Source organism: Candidatus Competibacter denitrificans Run_A_D11 (assembly GCF_001051235.1).
Taxonomy (GTDB): domain Bacteria; phylum Pseudomonadota; class Gammaproteobacteria; order Competibacterales; family Competibacteraceae; genus Competibacter_A; species Competibacter_A denitrificans.
The window spans coordinates 1-1,553 of sequence record NZ_CBTJ020000092.1; the positions used below are offsets into that span (position 1 = coordinate 1).

Genomic DNA, 1,553 nt, shown 5'->3' on the forward strand with positions numbered 1-1,553 from the left:
GCTATCAGAAACTGGATGTAGTCTTCATCTGTGACTTTCGGTGGGTTCATAACCTTCCTTATCGCTCTTTATCAACCAACTGCGTAACTCCTAAATATGATACTTATACGGTAAAATTTGATATTATTTTCAGGTGTTATGTAGACAATATACTCTTTTAGAATTTTTTACTGTCACTATTTGTACAGCAGTACATCCAGAACCAAAGGAGGAATCACTTATGGCGGACAAAGACTATATTCCCTGGTCTGAGGATCTCAGCGTTGGCCTGGAAGAGATCGACGAACAACATAAGATTCTTATTAATCTGATTAATCGCTTGTTTAACGAAGCAATCTTAAAGAGGGCTGACAAAGCTCTCATCAGCGACATTCTCGATGAGCTAATACAATATACGATTGTGCATTTTGCGGTTGAGGAAAGCTTATTCCGAATTTTCGATTATCCTGATAGCGAGGCTCATCAAGAACATCATAACCAACTTAAAAACGAAGTGGTGAATTTCCGAAAGAAATTTCAAGATGATACACCCATCGATATCGAATTAATGAGCTTTTTAAAGAAATGGATTACCTTGCATATTATGAAGGATGATAGGAAGTATACGCCTTTTTTCCTCGAAAAAGGCTTCAAAGCCAAATGGACTAAACAGCAATCGTGGATGGGAAAGATTTGGAGTTCTTTTAAGGGATGACACAATATCAAGTGTGATAAGCCATTTCATCTCTGATTCCCTCTTATTGAGCGGAGCATTATCCAGCTTGTAGGTTTTTTTACGTAGAGCTAGTCACTTTAGCGCCACCCGATTACCCACATCTTTTTATATTTTATAATCAATCAGTTGTGAGGATTTGGTACGGTTGTCAGCCGTTAAGAATCCACGGTCGTGCTGGCGTTCCTAAAGGGTTTACTGGTTTTCAGCATCTTGATCTGCTCTGGAGCACCTGGAATCGCTTCAACGTCAATCCGATGATAGCCGTTAATATGTTGATTTATAAAACATAAAATCAAAGTAATAATAAATACCACGTAACATGTTGAATATAAAGCTAAAAAAGATGTGGGTAATCGGGTGCTTTAGCGCACACTGATTTTACCTGATTCTTTTTCTATACAATATAGCTAAATCAATTTGGCTCAATGTAGATTTCGGACTGTTGAGATTATGCACCAATTGAGGAAAGTTCTAACCAAAGATAGATAAGAAGGTTGCAGAAGGGGCCGCGAAGGTGGCGGGGTGATCATGGAGATGATGGTAGAGGCGCAAGGAGAGATCTACCATGTCTTCGGTTTTAGAGACGACCTGGGTGCGGCGGCGGAAGCGGGCGAGAACGTGGCAGATATTGCTGTTATCTTGCTCAATGGGGAAGGTGAGGTGCTTACCCGTCATCAATTGTGCGGCTGGAATCAAGCGATGGTCACCGGGCCAGTCGTCGGTAATGAATCGCTTGCCCTAAGACTGTAAATTCGATTGTGTAAATGCTCCACTGTAGGAAACGAGGACACTGACGTGTCAGGAGCATTGACGATGACGACACCATTAAGCAAAGTAG

The 1,553-nt window shown here is 41.1% G+C and carries 2 protein-coding genes; one reads left to right on the forward strand and one right to left on the reverse strand.

Annotation, left to right across the window (positions count from 1 at the left end; translation table 11 throughout):
- The first annotated feature begins 220 nt into the window (after positions 1-220).
- Positions 221-694: a bacteriohemerythrin gene (locus tag BN873_RS15410; RefSeq protein ID WP_048675716.1), complete on the forward strand. Its 474-nt coding sequence runs from the start codon at positions 221-223 to the stop codon at positions 692-694.
- A 492-nt stretch (positions 695-1,186) separates the two neighbouring features.
- On the opposite strand, the gene BN873_RS19695 is transcribed toward BN873_RS15410, so the two are convergent.
- Positions 1,187-1,441 (reverse strand): IS1 family transposase, encoded by a 255-nt coding sequence (locus BN873_RS19695; protein WP_277921604.1) that lies wholly within the window; start codon positions 1,439-1,441, stop codon positions 1,187-1,189.
- Positions 1,442-1,553 lie beyond the last annotated feature (112 nt).

Excerpts from the sequence above, each read along its gene's own strand:
- BN873_RS15410 (WP_048675716.1), top strand. The coding sequence starts at position 221 with ATGGCGGACAAAGACTATATTCCCTGGTCTGAGGATCTCAGCGTTGGC.